Here is a 19,816-nt window from a genome sequence, read left to right as displayed (position 1 = left end):
GCTTACTCTTCGCCCTTGCTCCAAAAAGCTTGTTGACTCGCATTCTCCGGGTTCCCCCGGTCCTGCGTTGCCCTCTTCTTGTATTTCTGCCGATTCAATTGTCAATGATCGAAGCCTCTTTCCCCATCCTTGCCCGGGGTCGCTTCCCGACGGCCGGCCTCTTTCCTTTCCTGCCGGTCCACCCTGTCCTTCTTCCTCTTCCGTGGTGGAGATGAGCGGGATCGAACCGCTGACCTCCTGCTTGCAAAGCAGGCGCTCTCCCAACTGAGCTACATCCCCGCAGATGGTGGGCCTGGATAGATTCGAACTATCGACCTCACGCTTATCAGGCGTGCGCTCTCACCATCTGAGCTACAGGCCCGGTTTTTCTCCGGTCCCGGCTTCCACTCGGATCCTTCACAATACTAAATAGGAGCGCTTCATCCAGGACCCTTCTCTCCTAGAAAGGAGGTGATCCAGCCGCAGGTTCCCCTACGGCTACCTTGTTACGACTTCACCCCAATCATCGGCCATACCTTGGGCGGCTCTCTCCTCTTGCGAGGTTAAGGCACCGACTTCGGGTACAACAAACTTTCGTGGTGTGACGGGCGGTGTGTACAAGGCCCGGGAACGTATTCACCGCATCGTTCTGATATGCGATTACTAGCGATTCCGACTTCATGAGGTCGAGTTGCAGACCTCAATCCGAACTGGGACCGGTTTTCTCGGGTTTGCTCCGCCTCTCGGCATTGCCTCCGTCTGTACCGGCCATTGTTGCACGTGTGTGGCCCTAGGCATAAAGGCCATGATGACTTGACGTCATCCTCTCCTTCCTCCAACTTGTCGCTGGCAGTCCCCTTAGAGTGCCCGGCTTTACCCGATGGCAACAAAGGGCGAGGGTTGCGCTCGTTGCGGGACTGAACCCAACACCTCACGGCACGAGCTGACGACAGCCATGCAGCACCTGTGTGATTGCCCGATTTGACGGGTCGCTCCCCTTTCGGTTCGCTACTGACCACATGTCAAGCCTAGGTAAGGTTCCTCGCGTTGCGTCGAATTAAACCACATGCACCACCGCTTGTGCGGGCCCCCGTCAATTCCTTTGAGTTTCAACCTTGCGGCCGTACTCCCCAGGCGGGGTACTTACTGCGTTTGCTGCGGCACGGAGGGTTTAACCCCTCCACACTTAGTACCCATCGTTTAGGGCGTGGACTACCAGGGTATCTAATCCTGTTTGCTCCCCACGCTTTCGTCTCTCAGTGTCAGGACTGTTCCAGGAAGCCGCCTTCGCCACCGGCCTTCCTTCTGATATCTACGCATTTCACCGCTACACCAGAAATTCCGCTTCCCTCTCCCAGCCTCCAGCCTGCCAGTCTCTTTGGCATTCCCATAGTTAAGCTACGGCCTTTCACCAAAGACTTGACAAACCACCTACAGACTCTTTACGCCCAGTAATTCCGAACAACGCTTGCCACCTCTGTCTTACCGCGGCTGCTGGCACAGAGTTAGCCGTGGCTTATTCTCACGGTACCGTCATCGGGGATATTTATTTGATATCCCTTTTTCGTCCCGAGTAAAAGTGGTTTACGACCCGAAGGCCTTCTTCCCACACGCGGCGTTGCTGCGTCAGGGTTTCCCCCATTGCGCAATATTCCTCACTGCTGCCTCCCGTAGGAGTCTGGCCCGTATCTCAGTGCCAGTGTGGCTGGTCGTCCTCTCAGACCAGCGACCCGTCGTAGCCTTGGTAGGCCTTTACCCTACCAACTAGCTGATGGGCCATGGGCTCATCTTAAGGCGAAAGCTTGTATCAGAGGCCTCCCTTTCCCCGGAACCCTTCATGGTCCCGGACAATATTCGGTATTGCCCCTCCTTTCGGAAGGATATCCCCATCCCTAAGGTAGATCACCCATGTCTTACTCACCCGTTTGCCACCCTACCGGGGGATTGCTCCCCTTTCACGTTGGACTTGCATGTGTTAGGCACGCCGCCAGCGTTCGTTCTGAGCCAGGATCAAACTCTCCAGATTCATTTTGTTCCTGTATTTCATGATCAGGGCCCTTTCATTGGACGTTGCTGCTCCTATTTAGTTGTCAATGATCCGAGAACTTCTTCCCTGCGTTTCCACAGGCGCTTTCTCGCTTCGGGGACTTTTTTCTCCCCGAAAGAGTCAACCGTTTGATCCTACACTTAAGGACCATCCCTGTCAACCCCTCCCCCCCTTGCTTCCCTTCGTTTTTTTCCAGGTCGTTCGGAGGAGGCTAGTTATAGCCTCCTCCTCCCCTTTTGTCAAGCGGTCCCTCAAAACCCAAGAACCGCGATTGAAAGAGAAAAAGTGAGGAAAAAAACAAGAAACCCCTTGTCGTTTCTGGTAAAAGGGATGTTGTCAAAGACAACCATTTACCCACCCGAAGGGTGAAACGAAAGGGGCGACTTTATGGTACGACAAACCGTTCTTCCATTCAAACTCGAATCGACCGACGACACGATCACCTCTCAGGCGGGGCTGGTTCTGTTTGGGGAGTTTCTTCAGTCTCTCGGACTGAAGAAGAAGATTGACCGGGCCTTCGGGAAGCCCGGAAGCGGAGCGGGGTACAGAGCCTCGTCCTATGTGGTCCCCCTGTTGCTGATGCTGCAAGGCGGAGGACGGAGCCTTTGTGACCTTCGGATGATCGCCCGGGACAAGGGACTGTTGGGGCTTCTTGGTATCGGAGAGGTGCCGTCGACGGACGCGTTCGGCCGGTGGCTCCGGCGGATGGGGGCTTCCGACACCGGGTTGTCGGCACTGGAGTCGGTCATCGCCCGGGTTCTGTCGGTTCTGGGCAAGGCACTTCGGAAGAGGCGGAAGAAGGCCGGCCTGTCTTGGGTCCGGGAGGTGACCCTCGACATCGATGCCAGCCAGATCGTGGCGGAAAAGGCCGAAGCCCTGTGGACCTACAAGGGGGAGAAGGGGTACATGCCTCTGGTGGGGCACGTGAAGGAACTCTCCGGGATGGTGATACACGAAGAATTTCGGGAGGGGAACGTCTCTCCGGGAGCGGACCATGTTCCGTTTCTGAAGGACTGCCTCCGGCGTCTTCCGGCAGGGATCCGGATCGCCCGGTTTCGGGCGGACAGCGCGTCGTACCAGGCCTCCGTCATCAATTTCTGCCAGGAGCGGGGAATCCGGTTCGTGATCGGAGCCGATCTGGATGTGGCGGTGCGGGCGGCGATCGGAAGGATCCCCGAGAGCGACTGGAGGCCCTATCAGGACGGTCATATCGCCGAGACGGTGCACACGATGAACAAAACCCACAACGCCTTCCGGCTCATCGTGGTGCGCCGGCGAGTGCAGACCCCTTTGCCGGGAATGGAGGAGGAAGGAGAAAAAGAGGCTTCTCCCGATGTCCGATACAAGGTCCTGGCCACCAGCCACAAGGAGATCCCCGAATGGGTCGTGGCCTGGTACAAGCAGCGGGGAGAGGATTCCGAGAACCGGATCAAGGAGCTGAAGATCGGGTTCGGGATGGAGCGGATGCCCAGTGGAGACACGAAAGCCAACGGGATCTTTTTCCGGATCGGAGTGCTGGCCTACAACCTCTTTCTCCTGTTCCGGGGACAGATTCTGGACGAGAGCTTCAAGCGGGCCCAGGTCCAGACGGTCCGATGGCAGATCTATCAGATGGCCGGGAAAGTGGTGCGTCATGCGGGCGTTCTCGTTCTCAAGGTGGCGGAGGATGTTCTGGCCCCCTTTCGGAGCTTTCGGGAGAGGTGCTGGCGGCTCTGGTGCCGGGAAGGAAGTCCGTAAGACTTCCCTCTTCGTCCACGCCTCCCTGAAAACGCACCCGACCGGATCGGAGGGGAACCTGCGTCCAAAAGAGAGGGGAAAACCCGGAAAAAGCCGAAAACGACCCCGGTTTTCCCTCTTCTGGCCATTAGATCGGGATGCGGTGGGGAATCCTTCCCTTCAAAAATGAAGGCTCCCTCTCTTTACCCCTCTTGCGAGGGCCGGTTTTAAAATCAATTTCGGTTTTTGGGTCAAAAAGCCCTGAAGGTAGTACCCATTATGGGATTGATCGGCAAAAATCCTATCTTTCGCCGAATCCGGCACGAGACAGGAAACTTCGAAAAACAGCTTCTCCAGCCTTCTCGCACGTTTTGGCATAAAGCGCGGTTTGCCTTCTCAAATCTCCGACAGACACCCTTTCGGTTTTGGAAATTTCAAAAGAATGTCCGACAAACCATTTTTCCAGATCTGTGGCCGTTGCCTCAAGATGGAACTGCAAAGCCAATAGGTTATTGCCGACTGAAAACGCCTGATTCGGAGTGACATTCGTTTCGGCAAGTCTCGACGCTCCCGCAGGAAGATCGAACGTATCTCCATGCCAGTGAAGCACCTTCACCCCATGGATACCCCCCTCACATCCCAATGGAGACTGAAAACCTTCACTGCTCAGGGAAACCTCGCCCCACCCGATCTCTTTAGACTTTCCCGGGTAAACCCTGGCGCCCAATACCCTGGCGGCCAGCTGGCTCCCCAGACAAATGCCGATGAACGGAATTTCCTTTTTGAAAGATTGCTCAATCAGCTTCATTTCATCGAGCAGAAAAGGGTAATCCCGGTCATCATACGCGCCGATCGGCCCTCCCAGAACCACCAGCAAATCCCCGGGATCCTCTCTGGAGAGGGCACCATCGCTGGCATCCACAATCCTCTGGGAAAATCCCATTGAAGCCAGAATGGGGGACAGGATTCCAGGTCCTTCAAATGCTACATGGCGAATCAAAACAGCCTTACGATCCTTCGTCATTGATCCTCCCTGTTACACATGTCCGGTTTTTTCGAATTTCTCCCTGGGAGCAAAAACAATCGAAAAAATAGCAGGCAAAACCAAAAGTGTCATAGCCGTTGAACTGACCAGCCCTCCCATGACAACAGCCGCTAGCGGACGCTGGATGTTGGCACCTGTCTCATGGGAGAGAAGGAGAGGCAGAATGCCCAGTCCGCCAACCAAGGCTGTCATCAGAACGGGCCTGACCCTCCTGTTTCCCGCCTCTACAATAGCCTCATAAACCCCCTCTCCTTTCTCCCTTGCGTCCTTGGCAAAAGATAGAAGAAGAACTCCATTCTGGACAGCAACTCCAAACAGGGCAATAAATCCGATCGAAGCCGGAATGGATAGATATTCATGAGACAACAGGAGAGCGAGTACACCCCCTGACAGAGAAAAGGGAATATTCAGGAGAATCAGGAATGAATAGGATAAAGACCTGAAATTCCAGTAAAGTAACATAAAAACTATCATTAAGGTGAGCGGCACCAAAATCTTGAGCCGATCCATTGTGATCTGGGTGTTCTGGAATTCACCGGCATAAGAGATTCTCATCCCGAGTGGCGGCGCCATATGAAGACGGATCAGATTGCGTATTTCCTGAACAACATGGCTTGTCGAGCGGCCGCGGATATTGAACTGAACCATCAGCAACCGGTTCCCCCCTTCATGAAAAACTCTTGAGGGGCCGATCTCCCTGGTGACCGTCGCAACCGACCCTAGTGTCAGGACAAGGCCTGTTGGCGTCAAAACCGGAATGGACCGAATGCTCTCCATCGAATCCCTGAAAGGTTTCTGCAGGCGAATGTGAACATTGATTCGCCTGACCCCTTTCAAGACCTGTGTAACCACACCATCCGGACCAATCCCCTGCTGAACAATCCCTAAAATGTCCGAAACGGACAGCCCCGACCGGAAGAGTGCCCTCCGCTTCACTCTGATAATGATATTCGGTTGCCCCATGATCCGCTGAACAGTGACATCGTGAACGCCCCTGACTCCGGAAATCCCTTGAGAAATCCTGTTTCCATAGGTGGCAAGAGCATCAAGGTCGTCCCCATAAATCCTGATGGCAACCTGCGCCTTGACGCCGGAGACCATCTCGTCTATCCGCTCCTCAATGGGCTGGGATATATCGAATGAGACGGACGGAAGAGCCTGGGACAGGGATTTTTCCACTTGGGAAACCAGCTTTTCCTTCGTCATTTTAGCCGGCCACAAGGAACGGTCCTTGAGCTTGACATAAATCTCCGCATGGGAAGGAACATCTGTATCCGTTCCGGACTGTGCCCGTCCTATTCTGGCCTGATCAAGCTCAACCTCCGGATACCGGTGAAGAATCGTATCGATGACCCTGCTGGCATTGGCCGTCTCATCCATCGAGGCGGAAGGCCACAAATCCGCAATAATCAGGAGAGATCCCTCATCCAGAACAGGGATAAACTCTGTTCCAATCCTTGAGAGGGCGACTCCCCCCAAAAGAATCGTCAACGCTCCGGTAGCCAATACCCACCAACGATACCTGAGGGAGACCGCCAAAATCTTTCCATATCCGCGCTTGACCCTCTGAAAGATCCATTCACCCAAACGCGCCAGGAGTCCATCCTGCCGCCCCCGTACAAACGTCATCAGTGGGGGAACCAGTGTCATTGTCAAAAAGAGAGAGGCCCCGAGACAAATCAGAATGGCTTTTGCCATGGGAGAAAACATCTTCCCGGGTATACCCGGAAGGTAAAGGATGGGGAGAAAGACGGCAGCAATAATCGCAATTGCAAAGAGAATCGGACGAAAAACCTCAAGGGCGGCATCACGGATCTCCCATGGGGGGATTCCTTCCCCACCCTGGGGAAAAAGGTGTTCCATATTCTCGACCATCACAATCGATCCATCAACCATCATGCCAATGCCGATCACAATCCCGCCAAGACTCATCAGGTCTGCGGTCAGATGAATCCGGCTCATGACCAGAAAGGTCATCAGGATTGACATTGGCAACGTCAAAGCCACAACAAGGGATGCGCCAGGACGACCAAGGAAAAGGACCAGAACCAAAAGAACGAGGACAGAGCCCTCGAGAAGAGAGTGAACAACGGTCCTGATAGCCGATGTGATCAGTGGTGCTGCCTGGGAAAAGGGAACAATTTTCACACCGGGGGGAAGAAGATGGCTATTGATTTCCTCAACTTTCTTGTTGATCCGGTCAAGCGTCTTGAGGGCATTCTCTCCCCGAAGCATGATCACCGACCCCTTCACAACCTCCCTTCCGTCCAGAAGGGCGGCCCCCCTTCGAACCTCCGGAGAGATCTCAACCTGGGCAATGTCACTGATCCGGACTGGAATTCCATTGTCATAAGAGACCACCAGACGCTCAAGATCCTTTCGTCCAATCAGTCGACCAACCCCCCTGACAAGATAGGTCTCTCCTCCTGTATTGACGAACCCTCCACCAACATTTTCGTTGTTGGCAGAAAAAACCGGGAGAACCTGAGAAAAAGTCAAATGGTGGGCAAGAAGTTTATGGGGATCGATATTGACGAAATAACCTTTGACGTATCCTCCGTAGGACAGAACTCCCGCAACCCCATGAACGGTCAGAAGCTGACGTTTGACCACCCAGTCCTGAAGGGTCCGGAGCTGCATCAGATCCTTCCCCTGCCCTTCAAGGGTATAGCGATAAATAATTCCTGTCGGGGTCGATACGGCCCCCAAAGTGGGAGAGACTCCGGAAGGAAGGGAGCCCCGGGTTTCGGACAACCGCTCCATCATCTGGGATCTCGCCCGATAGATATCCACATCCGGACGAAATAGCACCGTGACTTGCGAAAGGCCGAACAGCGTCTTTGAACGGATTCTGACAACACCAGGAATACCGTTCATAACCATCTCGATGGTATTGGTCACCTGACGCTCAACTTCCACAGGAGCCATGCCGGGAACCTCGGTCAGAATCGTTACAGAGACCGGAGCCACATCCGGCAAGGCATCCACTGTGAGTTGACGGATGGAAAGGATCCCGGCCCCCAGGATAAAAAGAGCCATTGCAAAAATCAGGAACCGGTTCTCGAGAACCCAGCTGAAATATCGCCTGGACACCCTCAGTTTCCCGATTTCTTCATGCGTTCAAACTGCGCCTTGACCCAATATCCATTCTGGTCAACGATCATGGGGGATGGAGGAAATGGACCGCTGACAGGAACTCGTCCGGCCCAAGCGTTCCCCCTTTTGACAGGAACCATGTGAAAATGACCAGGAGTGTTTTCTGTAAAAACAACAGATCGTCCACTGACCAGATAAACCGCCCGGCGCGGTAGCCAGAATCGGGGAGTACTCCCCGACAGACCGATCTTCATCGTCACAAACATCCCCGGACGAATCCTGAGAGGACGATTGGGGAATAGCCCCCTGACCAGAACAGTACGGGTCACCGGATCTTCAACAGGGCTAATGTAGACAACATGCCCGGAAACGTTTTTTTCCCCATCGGGAAGAAACACCTTAAGGGGATCGCCAAGATGAATCCGGTGGACCATCTCCTGAGGCACATGTCCGTTGATTCTGATGACATCGATATTCCCAATCTCAAAAAGCCTTTGTCCCGCCGTGATCGTCTGCCCCTTGACCACATTTTTGACCAAAACAACCCCATTGATCTGGGAGTGGATAACCTGCTCCCGGTGGGGATGTCCTGATCGCTTGAGGGCCTGGATCTCATGAGCGGAGACCCCCATATTTCTGAGCCGCTCAGTCGCCGAAGCGACCACGGCCAGAGAAGCCGAATCCCCTGGAGAGGCTTTCAAGAGAGCAATGGCTCCAAGATAGGCTGCCTGGGCATCGATATAATCCGGACTATAAATCCGGACCAGTGGCTGGCCCTTTCGGACAAAGTCCCCAAAATCCGCATAAACCCCATGAACATGGCCTGCCACCTGGGCACCGAGTCCAAGAACAGGAACGGTCACATCGGAAACCCGATCATCCGCAACCTGGGCAACGCCATAGACCGACAGGGATTTCTTCCCAAGCTCCTGATGGTAGAGGTGCGACTCGATCGAAAGCTTCGATATGGTATCCTCCGGCAGGGAAACCTCTCCGGCCTCAAGCGCATACACTGTTTCATTCCCCGGAAAAAATAGGATCAACACCATTAAAAAAACGATTGGTCCCGGAAAGGTTAAAATTGAACGCTTCCGAGCGGTAAGGATTGGAGTCATGATTTTAGAACCCTGCAATGGAAACGTTTTCCGACTCTCATCTGAAAGCCCGCAGATTGCATCACATGAAAGGGATCGACGACAGTCGTTCCGTCAATATCCACTGATTTTTGTTGAATCAGCTGCTTTGCCTTCGACTCGCTGGGAGCCGCGCCAACCTTCACCATAATGGTCGAAAGCTTCAGGGGAAACGGTTCTTCAAGAAAGAATTCCGGCATCTCGAGTGGAGTCTCCCTCCTCGAAAAAGTCCTGATAAAATTTTCCCTGGACAGATCCGCAGTTTCCCGGCCATGAAAGCGTCCCACAATCGCTGAAGCCAAAGCCATTTTTGCATCTCTTGGATGTCCCGACAGGAGCGAGAGGGGAAGATCCGTCAGAAGAGTCAGCCAGTCAGCCATCAACGCATCGGGTATGGACATCACTTTTCCAAACATTTCATCCGGACCATCAAGGAGACCGATGGCATTTTTCAGACTCTTGCTCATTTTCCTTTCTCCATCAAGACCGACCAACAGAGGCATGGTCATGACCACCTGGGGAGACATTTCATGATTCCTCATCAAGTCCCGGCCAACGAGTAGATTGAAGAGCTGATCCGTTCCCCCGAGCTCGACGTCTGCTCTCATCGCGACAGAGTCATAGCCCTGAATCAAAGGGTAGAGAAGTTCATGAAGAAAAATGGGAAGCCCTTTTGTCATCCTCTGGCTGAAATCATCCCGCTCAAGGAAACGGGCAACGGTTTCTTTTGCCGCCAGCCGGATCATCCCCTCGACCCCGATCTCGCTCATCCAGGAGCTATTGTACAAAACCTCTGTCCTGGCTGGATCAAGAACCCGGAATACCTGATTTGTATAGGTTTTTGAGTTCTCAAGAATCTGTTCCCGGGTCAAAGGCTTCCGAAGCTCCGATCGACCTGTCGGATCTCCGATCATCGCCGTAAAGTCCCCAATGAGAAAAAGGACCTGATGACCGAGGTCCTGAAACTCCCGTAGTTTCTTGAGGAGGACAAAATGTCCGAGATGAAGGTCAGGAGCGGTTGGATCAAATCCGGCCTTGATGCGGAGCGGGGTCCCTGTTTTAAGGAAATGTGCCTGTTTTGTAGCCAGATCTTCAGCATGATGAATATTTGAAACACCCCGAAGAAGAATCTCCATGGCCTCCGATTGAGAAACACGCTCTGGTGCAGTCATCAAATCTCCTTCAAAAAATGATTACTCTTGAACATTCGCCTCCAGGACAAGCCAATCCCCAAGACGGATCAAAAGATCCCTCACAGAATAACGATTCCGCAGAAAACAACAGGACGATTGTGCCATACCTCTGTCTGGGAGAACATCCTTATACCGGAGGGATTGATCAAAACCGGCTGGCAGTCAGGGAGCGGAGACAAATCTCTCAAGGAAGAATCGTATAGGCCCCCGGACTATATTGTCAAGCAATCACGGCCAACCATGGGATTTTCAGAAGACAGGTCCTTAAATGAACGGACAGGTCTTGGCAGGAAAAACATTAAGGAACAAGCGGATAATCAGGGTTTTTTGAGGTTGGGAAGAGATTCATAAAGCGATACCACCCAGTCCTCCCCGAAAAAAGGCAGCATGGACGGATCCGTTAAAAGAGAAAAGGTTCCGTCCCGAAACGCATAGGGCCCTGATCGACGAAAGTGGGGAGAACGCCCTTCAAGAGAGAGGATTGGCCTCGCATCCTCAGGAATTTCCCCCACGACCATTTCCCCAGGTTCTGAATGAAACAGGTCGGAAAGCTTGGACAGAACGGATTCTGATGGGCCTGAAAAGTGAACCTTGGCAACAAGATCCTGCTCTTGTTTGTCCAAAACTTCCAGAAAAAAAGGCTTTTGGGAGCCCCCTCCCGGAATCAGGATCATATCAGGCCAAAGTTCCGGATAAAGGAGGCAAGGGATCCGGATCTCCATCCTTTCCCCCCCTCTAGGGTGACAGGAAGAGGATAGATCCAGAACCCGGTCAAACCGTTCATTCGTTTGGGAATCGATAAAGCCGCGACCTCCTTCCTTTTGGATCTCAATAGGAGCGGAGCCTGCTTTTTCAACACGAATGCCCAGTCTGGTTGCATCCGAAAGAAGTTTCTCAAAAAGGGCCGCTTCATTCACATGATGGAGTTGCCCCAGAAAAAGGCTCAGAACAATACGCTGCACCGTCAGGCAGTCCTTTTCTGAAAACCCCATTGCAGATTCAAGTGCAAAAAAAAGAGGCTCCCAGTCGAAGATGGAATGGATATTTTTCAAAACCTTGTGTTTCAGGAGAAGGCGTTTTGCTTTTCTGACGGGAGAACGGAACCAGCCCAGGGTCTTCCCTGCAAAAGAGTGATAGTGTTCCGCTCTTTCAAAAGATTGACTGAGATCATTGCGGACTTTTTGAAAAAGTGGAGTGTCAATCGGTTTTAAATCATGATAAAAGCGATTTTTTTCTGCCAAATGGGCTTCGGTCAGAACATTATAGATCCCCAGAAGTTCCCATCTCTCCCCCGTATAGAGAAGAGATGGAATGTTCTTCTGAAAAAAACTGTCCTCAAACGAAATCCCCATACCGGAAAGCCATGAGGAAAGAGGGCCGGAATCCCCCAGAAGCCTCCCTGTGGAAGGAGCATCCTCGTAAATGAGCCGGCAATCGTAACCTCGGCGATAAGCCGTAATGGCCGCAGCCAATCCCGGCCATCCCCTGGCTGCTATCAGCATTTTGACCATAACAACTACCTGGAATTCAACTAAAAGATCTCGGCGCCCGAAAAAAAGAAGGCAATTTCCTGTCTGGCATTCTCTTCGGAATCGGAGCCATGAACAGCATTTTCTTCAATCGAAGCACCAAAAAGATTCCGAAGGGTCTGCGGAGCGGCCTTGGCCGGATCGGTGGCACCCAAAAGGTCCCTGTGCCGGAGGACCGCATTCTCTGCTTCAAGGACAAGCGTCATGACCGGTCCTGATGCCATGAAGGCTGTCAGACTTGAAAAAAATGGACGTTCCCTGTGCACTGCATAAAAACTCTCTGCTTCACGAACAGACAACCATCTGACGCGGGCAGCCTTGATTTTGAAACCTTCTTTTTCATAACGGGCGAGAATGGCTCCGGTGGACTGTTTCCGGAACGCATCCGGCTTGACGATGGCAAGTGTTTGTTGTTGCATGATGATCTGGAACCTCCGTCTTGAAATCGCTTGTGATTCAACCCGAATCTTTCGGGCTGACTTTTTTTCTGTCCCTGAAAAATGATCTCAGGCAGGACGCTCCCTCTTTCCAAAGAGGGAGAAATGATCGCGGTGAATAAAATACCACCCGGCGACCATTGTAAAGAGAAAAGGAACAATCTGAAAGACCACGGAAAGGGCCAATGATCTGGAGTCCCCGACATGATACCCCCGAAGTGCATAAACCGTTGCCAGCTGGACAACGCCAACTCCTCCGGGAGATGCCGGAACAAGAAAGGCAAGGCTCGTATATAAAAGAAGAGAGAGGCTCATGGGCACGGGATCCATTGAGAGATCAAAAATCCTCAGAAAAAAGTAACAGGAAGCAAGACTTCCCATCCAGATTCCGAAGCTCAGGAGAAAAAGGGTGAAGGTCTCTCGTATCGATCTCAGGCTTGAAAACCCGTCAACCGCTGTCATCAGCACTTTCCGGAGCCTGTCCCTGAATGCAGGCACTTTCTCGAAAAATCCCAGGATCACGGAAAAAACAGACAGATGTTTCCGGATCAGGATCGCACCTCCCAAAAAGAACCCACCCACCACACAGGCCAGGATGATTGCCGGTGTTCTGAGGTTGGAACCCCCGACAAGAAAGAGATCGATAAAAATGACAAAAGTCAGCATCGTCACATCAAAGAACCGCTCCATGAAGACAGTCGTCAGAAGGATTGGAGCGCCGATTCCCTCAACCTGCCTCGTATAGGCGATCCGGACAAGCTCTCCCGCGCGAAAAGGCAAAATATTGTTTGCCATGACACCCACTATGACCGAGGAAAACAGATGCCCCACCGAAACACGATGTCGAACGGACAATGTTGTTTTCCAGAAAAAGGCCCTGAGCAAAAAGGAAACATTCATCAGCAGGAATATCGGGATCAGCCAGCCATAATGGCCCCGCCACAACGCATGACCAAGCTCCCTCATATTGGCGTGGGCAAGAGAGGCCCAGAGAGCCACTCCACTGACAGCAAACCCCAGAAAAAGCTGAATGCGCTTTTTCACGGATGAAGTCTCGAGCGAAACTCCTCAATCGTAAGATCAAGGCCACGGGAAAGATCGATCACCGGAGACCACCCGAGACGATCTTGTGCACGCGAGATATCCGGACATCTTCTGGCAGGATCGTCTGTCGGCATGGGGTGGTTGACGATGGTTGATGAGGACTTGACCTTGGAAAGGACCAGCCTGGCAAGATCATGGATCGTGAACTCAGTGGGATTTCCCATATTGACCGGAAGTGCCACCACATCTGATTCCATCAATGAAAGAATACCCCTGACAAGATCCGAAACATAACAAAAGGATCGAGTCTGCCGCCCATCTCCGTAAAGGGTCAGGGGGTGACCCAGAAGGGCCTGATGAATGAAGTTGCTGACGACCCGGCCGTCATCGAAAAGCATTCTTGGACCATAGGTGTTGAAAATACGGACAATCCGCAAATCCACGCCCATCGTCCTGGCATAGTCGGATGCAAGCGTCTCCGCCCCCCGTTTGCCCTCATCGTAACAGGACCTCGGTCCCACCGGATTGACATGGCCCCAGTACTGCTCCGTCTGGGGATGCTCCAAAGGGTCTCCGTAAACCTCGGAGGTGGATGCGATCAGAAGGCGGGCACCGGTTTCCCTGGCAAGCTCAAGCATCCGGTAGGTCCCAAAAACCGCCGTCTTGAAGGTATGGACCGGATCGGACTGGTAATGAACAGGAGAAGCAGGGCAAGCCATGTGGTAGATCCGATCATACTTCCGGGCTCGAGAAAGCGGCTCCGAAACATCCTGGACGTAAAGGTTGCTGACCTTTCCGGAAAGATCAACATTTTCCCGTCTTCCCGTATGAAAGTTGTCGAGGACATCCACCTCGTTACCCATCGAGACAAGAGATTCAATCAGGTGGGAACCGATAAATCCGGCACCTCCCGTAACAAGTACTTTCATTGGCTCCTTTCAGTTTCAGCGGGAATCCCCTCTGGAAAAACCGGCATGGAACGCCCTGGAAACAATCCCGATTCTGTGGCTGTTACAGAAAAAGAATAGGCCTCGACCCCTTCCTTGCAAACGGACGCAAAAACCCTGGCATAGGAAGGATCGATCCCAGAAGCTGGCATGACGTATCGACAATCAGACCGCATGACGACGAATACCATGGCGGACCGTATCCCCTCTCTCCGAACCCTGGAAAGCTCAAGGGCATGACGACTTGCCCTTTGGGAAACGGCATCAGGAAACAGGGCCGCATCTCCATCACGATACGTGACACTCTTGACCTCGACAAAGATCTGTCCTTCCGGGCCAGACAGGACAAAGTCGACTCGGGAACCCTCTCCGTAGGGGACCTCCCGTCTCAATTCCGGATAATTTGAAAACCCGGGGAAAAATCCCATCCCGAGTGCCTCCTCAAAGAGTGCATTTCCCCTGATGGGCATAAGCCCGACACGAACACCCGGAATCGGCTCGGACTGCTCAAGACTCCAGGAGGTTTTACGCTCTTTTTTTCCGTCCGGCTCATGGAAAAGGAGATAAACCGGAGTCCCGGGTTCGGTCAGACAGGACAGAAGACGGCCCGGATTGGCACAATGGGCCCAGACCTCCTCTCCGGACAAGAGCCGGCAAAGAACGGAATACCGTTTCTCCCGGCGAAGGAAAACGGCCGGAGTCAGGGTTGTCCTGTAAAGCATCCTCTTCCAACCCCCACACAAGACAGACCATGAACAGCAAGATCAGAAGCCTCATACTGATTGCGACCGTCAAGCACAAGGGTTCCCTTCATCAGGCTTTTCACCTGGTCCCAGTCGGGATTGCGAAACTCTCTCCACTCCGTCAGCAAAAGGAGAATGTCCGCATCTTTCAGAACATCGTAAGGGTTTTCGCAATACTCGACGCCGGAGGGAAAGACAGCCCGGAGTCCGGACATGGCCTCCGGGTCATAGAGGGAAACAAGGACTTTGCGCGCAAGAAGCTCAGAAATGACTGAAATGGAAGGCGCGTCCCGGATATCGTCCGTTTCAGGCTTGAAAGCTCCACCCCAGATGGCGACCTTCAAAGCGGTCTGGTCAGGATAAGACTCAACAATTTTTTGGATCGCCCAGTTTTTTTGCTGTTCATTGATCTTCTCAACCTCTTCAAGAAGACTCATGTCAACACCAATGGATGCTCCAGTCCGGACAAAAGCCTGAACATCTTTCGGAAAGCAGGATCCCCCATAGCCAACCCCCGCATACAGGAATGGGAGCCCAATTCTCGGATCGGAACCCATTCCTTTCCGGACACTCATGACATCTGCACCAACCTTGTCACAAATCTGGGCAACCTTGTTCATAAAGGATATCTTCATGGCCAAAAATGAATTTGATGCGTATTTTGTCAGTTCCGAGGAGAGGACATCCATCATGATGACCGGATGTCCGTTTCGAAGAAAAGGGGCATACAGCTCCCGCATGACCTCCGAGACCTCCGGGTTGGAAACACCGACAACAACCCGATCCGGACGCATGAAATCATTGACAGCGGAGCCTTCCTTCAAGAACTCGGGATTGGAAACCACATCAAACGGAACCGGAACCTCAAGCTTGCGTCCATCCAGAACCCCGGAAATCTCCTCGGCGACAAGACGGCATGTTCCCACCGGCACGGTTGACTTGATCACAACCACCCTATACCCACTCATCGTGAGTGCCACAGATCTTGCAACAGAGAGAACCGACTTCAGGTCGGCGCTTCCATCCGCCCCCATGGGAGTTCCGACTGCAACGAACACGAATAGGGATCTGGAAACAGCCAAAGGAAGATCTGTCGTAAAAGAGAGGCGACCCGCCTTGATATTTCGGTGAAGCAACTCTGAAAGGCCTGGCTCATAGAGCGGAGACTCCCCTTTCGAGAGACGGTCCACCTTCGCCGCATCCACATCCACACCAATGACAGAATGACCCATTTCCGCAAAGCATGTCGCCGTCACAAGTCCGACATATCCGGATCCAACCACACAAATGTTCATCCTTATCAACATCCTCCCTGAAGGAAACGCATTCTCCTCCGCCGTTGAACCGCCAAATCTCCTGTGGGATAATAACAACCCTGAATGAGAGAGGCAATCTTGCCCCTGAAGGTCCGGAAGGTCCCGACTGACAAAGAAAAATCATCCATCCAACAAAAGGACCTCCATTGCCAAGCCAATTCCATGTGAAGACCGTGATCGTTGGCGCAGGAATTATTGGTACTTCGATCGCATGGCATCTCTCCAGGGCCATGGAAACGGACATCCTGATTCTCGACAGGTCAGAGCCGGGAGGGCTTGCAACGAATGCCGCGGCAGGCATCCTCGGACCGTTCAACGAAACCGACCGGGAAGGTCCCTTCCTCGATCTCATGAGAGCAAGCCTGTCACTCTACCCTGATTTTGTCGCTTCCCTCATCGAGGAAACAGGACTCTCCCCCGACTTTGTCAAAAGCGGCATTCTCTCCGTAGCCTCTTCGGATGAGGAGGAAGACGCCCTCAAAAAAAGGTGGCAGTGGCAAAAACCAATCGACCACTCCATCGAATGGCTTTCCGGAAAATCCGCGAGGGAACTTGAACCCCACCTCGGGGAAGAGGTCCGATCTGCCATACGATACCCCCATGAATCGCATGTGTACGCTCCGAGGCTTTTAAGAGCATTACAGGGATCCATCTCCCAAAGAAAAATTTCATGGAGACGGGGAGAACCGGTCACTTCCGTTCGGGAAAATGGATCAAGAGGTGTGGTTGTCACAACATCACGGGGAGATCAGATTTTCGCTGAGAAGGTGATCCTGACTCCCGGAGCCTTTATGGGAGGGATCTCCCTTCCCCCGCCCGTCATGCCGGTCACGCCCGTCAACGGCCAGATTCTGGCGGTTCGGACAACGATGCGCCCATACCGGCACATCGTCTTCTATCCACCCAAAGGGTATTTCGTCCCCAAACTTGACGGCACGGTCGTCATCGGTGCCAGCGAAGACGATTACGGCTTTGAGACAAAGGTCACCCCCAAAGGAATGATCGAGTTCCTTTCCCCCCTGAAAAAAGTCTCGCCGCATCTGCTGGAGCAACCCTTTCATCATGCCTGGTCCGGACTTCGGCCCAAAACCCCCGATGGTCTCCCCATCATTGGTCCCCACCCTTCATCACCAAACATCATGGTTGCGGCTGGACACTACCGGAACGGAATTCTTCTCTCACCAGTCACGGGAGCCATCATTGCCTCTCTCCTGACTGGAAAACCGCTTCCTGTCCCGATTGAGCCATTCAGCCCAAAAAGATTTCAGTCAAACGACTAAGTATGCATAAACAAATCCAAGAATTGCCAACACAAGGAGCGGAATGACCGAGGGAATCGATCTCCTCAAGCCAAGAATGGAAATCTCGTAAGCAGCCTTGGCCAGATTGTTTGAAGACGCAGAAATCATGATAGCGCCTGCCACCATACCCGCCTGATCGGGAGTCGACTGATGCACAAGCCCCAGGACAAAAGGAATGATGTCCGTGAACCCCACCAAAAAGGCCATCAAATCGATCCCTGAAGTTCCAAAATGTCGCCCGACCCAACCCAGAACGACCGTGACAATCACAAGAGACAGGGCAAATACCAATGCAGTAGTGAGCTCCAAAGGGTGGGAGGGGAAGTTTTCGGGGGCGACTGCCCCGTCTTTGGAGACTTTCTTCCGGTAGACAAGATAAAGAGCCATGGCTGAGCCAATGACGCAAGCTCCCAAAAGAGGCAAAAGGAGCGGCCTTGCCATTGCGGGATAGAGGAAGACGACAACCAGAAGAATTCTCAGATACATCAGGGTATTGGCAAGAACAATGGCACCGTGGAGTTCAGCGGACACAGAAGCCTTCTGATCGGGCAAGAGCTCTTTTGCCTTTCTCGAAAGCATCACCGTCGCAGCCGTTGAGGAAACAAGCCCCCCAAAAACGGAACCGGCAAGAAGCCCTCCCTTTGCCGAAAAGAAGCGCTGGATCAAATAACTCGCATAAGAGAGGGACGAAACAACGATCACATACTCCCAAATCTTGTAAGGCGTTAGAGGAAGCCATGCAACAACCAGATGGTCCGGAACCAGCGGCCAGATAATTCCCGCAAGGATCAAAAACTTTCCAGCGGTAAAAATCTCCTCCTGGGGAACGGATTTCGCAAGGTCGTGGAGTCGGTCTCGCCCCCCGAGAGTGAGCACGATGAACACCACAAATGAAATGGAAAACCAATGCGGCAGGAGGATTGTCACCGGCCCCAGAAGGTAAGCCATCAGGGCAATCACCGGATGAATCAGGGAATATCCCTTGCTGTCAGGATCAGGAGAATTTTTGGAAACATGATGGAGGGACAGCCAGAGTGCCAGGGAGAAAAATCCGGCCAGAACAAAAACCGTATTGCCCGGAACAATGACCGTAAGGGTCAGACCCAAAAGCGAAAGAAGAGGAATCGTTCTGATCCCTCCGGGTCGTTCGATGGAGGGAGAGACCATTTCCTCAACAGCAAGTCCCAAAAAAAAGGAAAGTCCCAATAACAGAAGGATCGACTCGATCGGAAGAGTCGCCGCAACAGAAGGAAGCACCGAACCTGTCATCGAGCACTCCAGGAAATCATTTATGCACTCTCCCGCCACTCAGCTGAGGATTGAATGGAGGCCCAGCTCTCACGAACGGATGGTCCTCTTTCGCCCTGGAAAAAGAAAACCCCGCCTCTTGTGATCAGAAGCGGGGCACAGATAAAGATCCGTCTCCGGTCAAAAGATTTCCGGAGACGGAAAGACAGGATCAAATGTTTACTTGAGACTTGCCATGTAGTCAGCCAAAGCGTCAAGATCCTTCTTGCGAAGGTAGTTGAACGCCGGCATCATGGATTTCGGCTGAACGGCCCGTGGATTGGCATGGTGAACAAGATGCCATCCCTTGATGGGCAAACGGCTTCCCACATGGAGGAGGTCAGGAGCCTTTCGGTCAGATCCGAACACTGTCGGGCTCTCGCCCACAAAATCAGCGGCTGTCGGAGGAGCTCCAAAATACTGCCAGTCCTGTGTCTGCTCCGGAAGCAGGGTGTGACACCACCAGCATCCTTCACGAATAAAAACCACTTTTCCTTTTCCGATCATCGTTGGCCGATTGTCTCCGGTCATCATCGGATCCTCAAGGGTCCATCCGCTTTCAGATCCATAGTCCTTGGACTTCTGGACAGCTGTTGCAGTTGGCGGAATCTTTGCCATCTGGAGGGACGGGAACAAAACAACGATCGATAACACGATCACAAAAAGGGTACCGATCATCATGGTGCCAAACTTGTACTCACGATAAGCCATCGCTGACTCCTTGAAAGCCCCGCACCGGAAACTCCGGCACCAGGCGGAATTGCCCAGACCAATTCGTCGCCCACCGATTGATGCAAGAAACACACACCAAGGATCTCTTCCATCCATAGGAGATGCGAACGGTGGCCATTCAGGTCAAGAAGTGTCCGGTTCGGGATCGCTCCAAAAAATGTTTTTAATGCCCTTGCCGAACGAACTGCACTTCTTGCCGCTCGATTTTTCATTATCGATGGTTTGAAAAATTGTGTCAACACCCACAAAACTCTATCCGCTCAAGCTGAAG

The 19,816-nt window shown here is 52.7% G+C and carries 15 protein-coding genes, 2 tRNA genes and 1 rRNA gene; 2 read left to right on the top strand and 16 right to left on the bottom strand.

From position 1 onward, the window contains the following. Nucleotides 1-203: 203 nt before the first annotated feature. The 3 genes from LFE_RS05440 to LFE_RS05430 all read right to left on the bottom strand — a co-directional run bounded on the left by LFE_RS05440 (nt 204) and on the right by LFE_RS05430 (nt 2,005). A tRNA-Ala gene (locus LFE_RS05440) sits at nt 204-279 on the bottom strand. Nucleotides 280-284: 5 nt separating this feature from the next. Further along, nucleotides 285-361, bottom strand: a tRNA-Ile gene (locus tag LFE_RS05435). Between the two features lie 82 nt (nt 362-443). After that, nucleotides 444-2,005, bottom strand: a 16S ribosomal RNA gene (locus LFE_RS05430). Between the two features lie 408 nt (nt 2,006-2,413). On the opposite strand from LFE_RS05430, the gene LFE_RS05425 reads away from it, so the two are divergent. Then, entirely contained in the window at nt 2,414-3,763 is a 1,350-nt protein-coding gene (locus LFE_RS05425; RefSeq protein WP_014449244.1) for an IS1380-like element ISLefe1 family transposase, read from the top strand. A gap of 280 nt (nt 3,764-4,043) precedes the next feature. On the opposite strand, the gene LFE_RS05420 is transcribed toward LFE_RS05425, so the two are convergent. From LFE_RS05420 to LFE_RS05370, 10 genes are all read right to left on the bottom strand, one after another. Further along, nucleotides 4,044-4,766, bottom strand: a complete 723-nt coding sequence (locus tag LFE_RS05420) for a glutamine amidotransferase (RefSeq protein ID WP_014449243.1) — start codon at nt 4,764-4,766, stop codon at nt 4,044-4,046. Nucleotides 4,767-4,778: 12 nt separating this feature from the next. Continuing rightward, nucleotides 4,779-7,880: an efflux RND transporter permease subunit gene (locus tag LFE_RS05415; protein ID WP_014449242.1), complete on the bottom strand. Its 3,102-nt coding sequence runs from the start codon at nt 7,878-7,880 to the stop codon at nt 4,779-4,781. A gap of 2 nt (nt 7,881-7,882) precedes the next feature. Next, nucleotides 7,883-8,998, bottom strand: a complete 1,116-nt coding sequence (locus tag LFE_RS05410; protein WP_041774061.1) for an efflux RND transporter periplasmic adaptor subunit — start codon at nt 8,996-8,998, stop codon at nt 7,883-7,885. Beyond that, complete coding sequence (gene tyrS, locus LFE_RS05405; RefSeq protein WP_014449240.1) at nt 8,995-10,188, bottom strand: tyrosine--tRNA ligase; 1,194 nt, start codon at nt 10,186-10,188, stop codon at nt 8,995-8,997. The genes LFE_RS05410 and tyrS overlap by 4 nt, the downstream gene beginning before the upstream one ends. Before the next feature lie 338 nt (nt 10,189-10,526). Then, nucleotides 10,527-11,720 carry a hypothetical protein gene (locus tag LFE_RS05395; protein WP_014449239.1) on the bottom strand — a complete coding sequence of 398 codons (1,194 nt, stop codon included), beginning with the start codon at nt 11,718-11,720 and terminating at the stop codon, nt 10,527-10,529. 20 nt (nt 11,721-11,740) lie between these two features. Next, nucleotides 11,741-12,160 (bottom strand): nucleoside-diphosphate kinase, encoded by a 420-nt coding sequence (gene ndk / locus LFE_RS05390; protein WP_148272563.1) that lies wholly within the window; start codon nt 12,158-12,160, stop codon nt 11,741-11,743. An 84-nt stretch (nt 12,161-12,244) separates the two neighbouring features. Next, nucleotides 12,245-13,219, bottom strand: coding sequence for a lysylphosphatidylglycerol synthase transmembrane domain-containing protein (locus tag LFE_RS05385; protein ID WP_014449237.1), 975 nt, complete (start codon nt 13,217-13,219; stop codon nt 12,245-12,247). Continuing rightward, nucleotides 13,216-14,148 carry a UDP-glucuronic acid decarboxylase family protein gene (locus LFE_RS05380; protein WP_014449236.1) on the bottom strand — a complete coding sequence of 311 codons (933 nt, stop codon included), beginning with the start codon at nt 14,146-14,148 and terminating at the stop codon, nt 13,216-13,218. Before LFE_RS05380 ends, LFE_RS05385 begins: the two co-directional genes overlap by 4 nt. Next, complete coding sequence (gene sfsA / locus LFE_RS05375) at nt 14,145-14,888, bottom strand: DNA/RNA nuclease SfsA (protein WP_014449235.1); 744 nt, start codon at nt 14,886-14,888, stop codon at nt 14,145-14,147. The genes LFE_RS05380 and sfsA overlap by 4 nt, the downstream gene beginning before the upstream one ends. After that, nucleotides 14,867-16,204 (bottom strand): UDP-glucose dehydrogenase family protein, encoded by a 1,338-nt coding sequence (locus LFE_RS05370; RefSeq protein ID WP_014449234.1) that lies wholly within the window; start codon nt 16,202-16,204, stop codon nt 14,867-14,869. The genes sfsA and LFE_RS05370 overlap by 22 nt, the downstream gene beginning before the upstream one ends. 167 nt (nt 16,205-16,371) lie before the next feature. On the opposite strand from LFE_RS05370, the gene thiO reads away from it, so the two are divergent. Next, the gene (gene thiO, locus LFE_RS05365) at nt 16,372-17,505 is read left to right on the top strand and encodes a glycine oxidase ThiO (RefSeq protein ID WP_014449233.1); all 1,134 of its coding nucleotides are present in this window, start codon (nt 16,372-16,374) and stop codon (nt 17,503-17,505) included. Here the strand turns inward: thiO and LFE_RS05360 are convergent. The 3 genes from LFE_RS05360 to LFE_RS13895 all read right to left on the bottom strand — a co-directional run bounded on the left by LFE_RS05360 (nt 17,494) and on the right by LFE_RS13895 (nt 19,757). Further along, the gene (locus LFE_RS05360) at nt 17,494-18,795 is read right to left on the bottom strand and encodes an MgtC/SapB family protein (protein ID WP_014449232.1); all 1,302 of its coding nucleotides are present in this window, start codon (nt 18,793-18,795) and stop codon (nt 17,494-17,496) included. The two genes, thiO and LFE_RS05360, sit on opposite strands and share 12 nt — an antisense overlap. A 198-nt stretch (nt 18,796-18,993) precedes the next feature. Continuing rightward, entirely contained in the window at nt 18,994-19,524 is a 531-nt protein-coding gene (locus LFE_RS05355; RefSeq protein WP_014448874.1) for a cbb3-type cytochrome c oxidase subunit II, read from the bottom strand. After that, nucleotides 19,491-19,757, bottom strand: coding sequence for a hypothetical protein (locus LFE_RS13895; RefSeq protein ID WP_148272562.1), 267 nt, complete (start codon nt 19,755-19,757; stop codon nt 19,491-19,493). Before LFE_RS13895 ends, LFE_RS05355 begins: the two co-directional genes overlap by 34 nt. Between the last annotated feature and the right edge of the window lie 59 nt (nt 19,758-19,816).

The organism is Leptospirillum ferrooxidans C2-3 (genome assembly GCF_000284315.1).
Taxonomy (GTDB): domain Bacteria; phylum Nitrospirota; class Leptospirillia; order Leptospirillales; family Leptospirillaceae; genus Leptospirillum; species Leptospirillum ferrooxidans.
Note: the sequence above shows the minus strand (reverse complement) of the source record. Positions and strands in the feature narration are given on the sequence as shown.